The following is a 6,276-nucleotide window of genomic DNA, read 5'->3' on the forward strand; positions in this document are numbered from 1 at the left end:
AGGCGGCCTAAGCCGCCTCTCGTTGTTCGATCTGAGCGATGCTCTTGAGGTATTCGGCAGCCTTGTTCGCAGCACTCGCCGCCGTAAAGATTGCTTTGCGGTCGCCTTTCAAAATGCGCAGCCAGTGTCCGATATAGTCGGCATGATCGGCGCGTGGTTCTGCCGTGATGCCAAGATCACCGCAGAGGAACGCAGCGCCAAGTTCGGCAACCATTTCTTCCATCGCGTATGCATCATCGCCAAAGCGTTCACCGAAGGTCCGCGCGCAACGTGACTCCGCGCCTGACCAATGGGTCAGCTCGTGCAGCAACGTCGAATACCATCCTTCGGTCGCGGTGCTGGTCTTTGTGCCAACGAAGCGATGACGATCAGGCATCGTGATGCTGTCGGTGCTGCGATTGTAGAATGCACGTTCACCTGCAACGGTGATGTTTGCACCCGTGGATGCGATGAGTTCTTCGGCAGCAACGCATGGATCGATGCGCTCAATCGACGGTTCGATTGCAGGAATCTCGAAGCCATCAACCTGTGCGACATTGAACACGCGCGATGCACGGGCAACGAAGAACCGATTGCCGCGATCATCGTCATCGCCGGATGATTGCGTGTCACGCTCATGCGGTTGAAGGTCACGATAGAAAATGATGACGGAAGATTTCTCGCCTTTGCGGACTTGTGCGCCCTTCTCTTGCCACTGGCGATATGTGCCCCAGATGCCATGATCGAATTGCTGGCAATATGCCGATGCCCAGAGGGCGACGGTGTTGACGCCGCGATAGGCGTTCTTGCTTTCGACATTGGTGGGACGTTCGATTGATCCGCCTGCACGATGCCAAGGCATTTGCGGATGCTCGGCTCCGGCTTCGATTGAGGCAATGATTTGATCGGTGATAGCTCCGTAAACGTCGAAGCGTTCTTTTGATGAAGTGGTCATGTCCTGATCTCCTTTCGCTGTATCCTGAGGACGCGAAGGGAACAGGCTGGGGGAAAGTCGGACTGTCAGCCGTAAGGCGAAACGGGCAACACGGGAGCGCAGCGAATGGATCGGGCCGCCCGTTGACGGGACGACGACCTCAGCCACATTCGCGGATGAAACTCAGGGTGCAGCGAAAAGGGAAGGCAAGTGAAGCAGCAAAGAAAATTCGACCGTTAGCTTATCAGACCCATCTCACGCAAAAATCTGGACGGCTCCTTATTCCAACCAAAAACGCGCCTTGCGTATGTCATCGTCAACGAATCTTCGGTGCGCGTAATTGCCACAAAGCAATTGCGTCGCTCTTCCTGCATCTCTCGGCTATCAGGCCCTTTCTTGACCGCAGCCCAACTCGGCAACTGATCTTCTACCATGGCGATCAGGTAGACATGCCCAAATTCCATCCCCTTAGAGGCATGGATTGTGAAGCAAGGAACGGCACCCTTTGCGGGTGATGGGGCCTTTGATCGCATATCCAGCTCTTGGAGCAGTACGTTGAGCGTCACATTCTCTTGGCCGAATTGCCCTTCGATCTCGGCTACCAATTCTGACCAAGTTGATTTCTCATCGCTATACTCGGCAAATGGATCATCTGCACCGACGACGGTTTCTTGGAGCATCTCAGCCCAGTCGAACGTCAATCTTGTAAATGCGCGGAAATCCAGTTTGTCGGTAAGGGCGGGTATAGCAGATGAGAGAAAGGCAGAAGTTGGCGCACCAATCTCCGCACGTCCGAAGGCTATATTAGCGAATGCACGAAGGGCGCTTCCTTCGAAGGCTTCCGATGAAGAGATGACATTCGCGGGGTCGATTTGAAGTCCCTCAAGCGCGTAGAAGGCTTTGCAGAGCCTGCGAGCCTGCTCTCGGTCTTGGGGATTGTTTGCAAGACGCAAGGCAGCGTGAAGCCACCGCAAAGGTGCACTGACAAATTCATCTTTTCGCATCGCTAGATACGCCGGAACGCCCTGCGCAACGAGCTGGTCGAGTGCACCCTCCAGGGCTTTGCGGGTACGCGCCAAAACAACGCAACGGGAACGTTCTGGTTCGCTTCGCGATGCTATGTCGCTTGCCACCCATGACACCTCCTCATCAAATGTATTGAAACCACCGAACCGAATGGGGTCCCCATCCGCAACGGGTTTGAGGGCTTGCAAGTTCTGCTTATCGTCTGACCTCATCGCATTGTGCGCGATAAGCTTGTTGGCGATATCGATGACCGCTGGCGGGCAGCGATAGTTTGCGGGCAGTTGCACCAAATTCATACCGAAATCGGAACGAAGCTTGTTAAGTCGTTCTGGACTCGCCCCGTTCCACTGATAAATGATTTGATCATCATCGGCGACAACAAAGAGATTTTTGCTCTCTTCGCTAATCAGATGTGTGAGTAGATGATACTGCGATAAATTAGTGTCTTGAAATTCATCGACGCAGATAAATCTATAAACTCGACGCACCTGCTTGCAGACTGCCGGTATCTCGCGGAATATTCTGACTGACTCAGCAATCAGAGTGGGGAAATCGAGACTATTGCAAGCAATTAGATGGCTTCGGTATGCGCCGTAGATGGCTTGGATTGGCTCTTGCTGATCTGACGGCAAAGCCATCACCATTCTAGAAACCGAGTCAGACGAGACATCATTTTCGAGCATACGGTTGATAAGCGGCAATAGGCGCTCGCCGCTAAAATTATGATCTTCGCTATCAAAGTCCGTTTTGGCGATCGCCTCGTCAAGCAATGCGATGCGCTCACCATCCTGCGTGATGATTGTGAAATCGGGTTTCAATCCGATCAGATGACCATGTTGCCGTAACACGTCGCCTGCGAACGAATGAAAAGTCGTCAGCAAAACACGATTGCCTGAGCCGGGAACGAGCAGTTCGATGCGTTGCCGCATTTCGGCGGCGGCCTTGTTTGTAAAAGTCAGGGCGAGAATGCGAAAATGCTCAGCGGCCGATTCTTCGATGATACGTGCAATGCGGCTCGTCAAAACCTTCGTTTTGCCAGAACCTGGTCCTGCTAAAACGAGCAGTGGCCCATCTTGCCAATTGGCTGCTTCCAATTGCCGATCATTTAATGATGATAGGTCTACCATCAATCACCTTCCTCGCTCTTAGCGACAGCTAGCTCGATAACCTCTCGGAGATATTGCGGCACACCCGCAGACGCTGGCTTTTCCATTTCGTCTAAAACAGCCGCCACCCGAGACGGCTTCCCCTTTTTGGGTTGCAGCTTGGTCACGATGTGTTTCCAATATTCGGGCGTACCGACTACGTCGGTAATGGGATTCGAAGCCTGTAGCTGAGGGGATATGGTGGCGACGTACATCTGACCGTAGCCATTGATTGAAAGATAAGTTTCAATATCCCATGCGGGAATTTGGCGGATATGATCGGTAGCTACCCGACCGTTCAAAAGGCCTTGAGCAGTAGCAACATAATTATTCCCCGCAGGATCGGCATCGGCGACTACGATCCAATGGATGCCAAATTGGTCTGCCAAGCGAATGAATGGCTCGACCCCAATCTCGGTGAACTTGAAGCAGCAAACACCGATTCCAAATAGGTCGATTCCACGGATACGGGCCGCTTCTTGAAAAACGGTCTCATCTGTTTCTCCTTCAACAAGGAGCCAAACCTTTGCGAATAGGAAGCCGCCTCGATGGCGGCGGACATGATGATCTAGCCGTCGGAGGTCTTCGTCCTCAATCGACCCTTCCTGTAGCTGAAAGATTCTCACTTCGTCGCCAACTCGTCGCAGCCGGCGCAGCGATTTTAGCGAGACGGACGAGAGGAGGTCGCCGGAATGAGTTGATATGAGCTTTTGCCCGACAAACCCGCTTAGCATTTGCCCGACCGCGCGGACAGCAGCAGGATGCAGATGGGCTTCAGGTTCTTCCAATGTCAAAATCGGAACGGCACCTTCGCCGAACTCGCCTATCAACTGGGCATCTAAGAATGCGTCAAACAGGCAAATCACAGCGAGACTCTGCGTGCCCTCACCATGCTGTGATAGCGGCAAAGCTGCTCCCGACGAGCCCGATAGCATCACTTGAGTTTTTGAGAGGATGTCAAAGACTCGGTTCGGTAAGGCCTCGATGCTAACCGGCTCCGCGCCCCCGCCAAGCGGAACCATCTTTCCTGATTTTGCCAATCGGCTTTTGACTGATTCAAATCCGGTGTGGGCGTCAAGGACCTGCTGGTTCAGTGCAGCTATGTCCTGCTCGATCTGTTCGCGAAGCTCAGGATCAATTTTTAAGGCTTTGACAAACGGCCCCCAGAATGGGGCACCAGCGCGAAACTCCTTGGCGGCATCTCGCAAGGCAGCGAGATAGAACGCCGGAATGATCTGCTGGAGCTTGCGAAATGCGTTCGGGTTGGGCGGATATGGATTGCCAGTTGGATCTAAAAATTCCGAAGAAGTGACAAAAGAATTTGTTGCATCATCGTATGCGCCAGTTACGCGAAGCGTGACGACCTGTAGGCCTTCGGCTGTCAAACCGACAATCTTGTCCAGCTGCTGAACCTTCGCGTCGGGCCACTCTCCCTCAACGGTCTCGGAGAATGTAAGTGTGATCTTGATGGGTTGTGCATCGGTTGGCTGAATCTCACCGCTTAGGTGGTAATCGTACTCTGAAAATATACCCCCCTTGCGACCAAAGGCGCGGCTCAACACGCTATGAATAGCGGCCATGATAGTGGATTTGCCGGTGTTGTTTGCGCCGAAAATGACGGTTGTTTCGTCTAGCCGAAGCGACAAAGTCTTGATGCCGCGATAATTCTCGATGTCGAGTTGCCGTATGATCATGCCGCAGCCCTCTCGCGCACATTGTGCAATACCTGAACGATTCTTTGCACATCGGCCTGTGCGAACACACCGCTGACTCCCTGATCGTCAAAATCGGTGAACGGACTTTCGTATAGACGGCGCGGGTCCATTGCACCGCTTTCTGTTAGGTGATCGACAATTAGGTTGATGAACTCGATCTGGTTGGCGTTCATGTTGTTGCCCGCCATGAAATCCGCGAATGCCGCCTTTGCCGCATCGCGTTCGAGTCCAACCAGCGATCTGACGAATAGGCCGAGGCCTCCCTTGTCACGCATGTTTGCGAGGTCATCTTTTGAGGCACCTGCCTCTTCAATCATAATGCGTTCAAGCTCGGCCAAATCTTGCGGTGTGAGCTGCTCGTTGCGACGCAGCTTCTGAATGGTGATGTGATCGGCGTGCTGTTTCAAGAAGTGGCGCACCTTCATCTGGAAGCGCTCTTTATCGGTTCCCACGCTCACGTCGGGTAGGTCGATTTTGGTGCCTGCACCGATCTCGTCCTCAAAGTCGGTATAGACGATGTGGCGTTCGTCACCTTCGATCAACTTTATCAACTCGCGTAGGCGGCGGCGCATCTGCTCTAGCGACCACGCATCAATGTCTTGCCAGTATTCATCGGTCTGCACTTCGAGGATCAATGCCATCTCGGCAGCGACCATTGGTACGTTGCCTAGCGTTTCCAGCTTGGCAGCAAGCGCCATGACCTTCTCCCTGCAACGGCTGAAAGCCGCTTCGTTGCGAAGCAAGGCGAGCTGGCCAGACAGAACGATGTAATCGAACTGTTTTGCGACCGTATCATTGTCTTCAAGCGCGGATGGCAAACCTGCGATGTCGTCGATAAGCGCCTCGCGGTCTTCGGCTGAGAGGTTTTGCCAAGCCTCTTGCTGCTGGAAATGTTCGACCGAATTGCGCTTCGCGCGGACAAGAAAATTGTCGAGCGTCATCCCGCTCACTTCATTAAACAGGCGCGCGCGAACGTCGCGGTTGAGATAGCCAAGACCGTCGCTCACGTCCCCTTCAGGCACGTCTTGGATGAAGGATGCCAGTTCCACGCGCGCAGCGAAAAGGCGCTGGCCAAGCGATTGACCAAGTGCGCCATCCACGAATTTCGGGTTCTGATTGAAGAACTCGAAATTCTGGCAGAAATCGAAAATGAGGAACTGGTCTTTGTGGCGGCCGATGCCGAACAAGTCGGGTGACAGACGAGTGCCGCGCCCGATCATCTGCCAGAATTTTGTTTTGGAGCGAACGATCTTGAAAAACACAAAATATTTTGGCCACTTTTCCCAAACTTTCCCAAGTACGATTATCTACGCTAAATCAGATATTTAAGATGTTCCCCTTTACGATTGTCTCCGCCCATAATACCCTCGAAACGCTTAAATCTGGAGACAAAATGGAGACAAAGCACCCCCCTGAAATCTTGTTAGCGTCCGCGCTCGTGGTGTAATTTCCGGTGTAGGCGATGGTGTATTCCGGG

The 6,276-nt window shown here is 53.1% G+C and carries 4 protein-coding genes; all 4 read right to left on the bottom strand.

From position 1 onward, the window contains the following. Window positions 1-7 precede the first annotated feature (7 nt). Window positions 8-934 carry an ArdC family protein gene (locus tag AX672_RS07190; protein WP_066650395.1) on the bottom strand — a complete coding sequence of 309 codons (927 nt, stop codon included), beginning with the start codon at window positions 932-934 and terminating at the stop codon, window positions 8-10. A gap of 215 nt (window positions 935-1,149) precedes the next feature. Next, on the bottom strand, window positions 1,150-3,066 hold the full coding sequence (locus AX672_RS07195; protein ID WP_202189269.1) for an ATP-dependent helicase: 1,917 nt from the start codon (window positions 3,064-3,066) through the stop codon (window positions 1,150-1,152). Next, complete coding sequence (locus AX672_RS07200; RefSeq protein WP_066650398.1) at window positions 3,066-4,778, bottom strand: ATP-dependent nuclease; 1,713 nt, start codon at window positions 4,776-4,778, stop codon at window positions 3,066-3,068. The genes AX672_RS07195 and AX672_RS07200 overlap by 1 nt, the downstream gene beginning before the upstream one ends. After that, window positions 4,775-6,061: a type I restriction-modification enzyme R subunit C-terminal domain-containing protein gene (locus AX672_RS07205; RefSeq protein ID WP_202189270.1), complete on the bottom strand. Its 1,287-nt coding sequence runs from the start codon at window positions 6,059-6,061 to the stop codon at window positions 4,775-4,777. Before AX672_RS07205 ends, AX672_RS07200 begins: the two co-directional genes overlap by 4 nt. Window positions 6,062-6,276: the final 215 nt, after the last annotated feature.

This window comes from Sphingomonas sp. CCH10-B3 (assembly GCF_001556185.1).
Classification (GTDB): Bacteria; Pseudomonadota; Alphaproteobacteria; order Sphingomonadales; family Sphingomonadaceae; genus Sphingomonas; species Sphingomonas aquatica.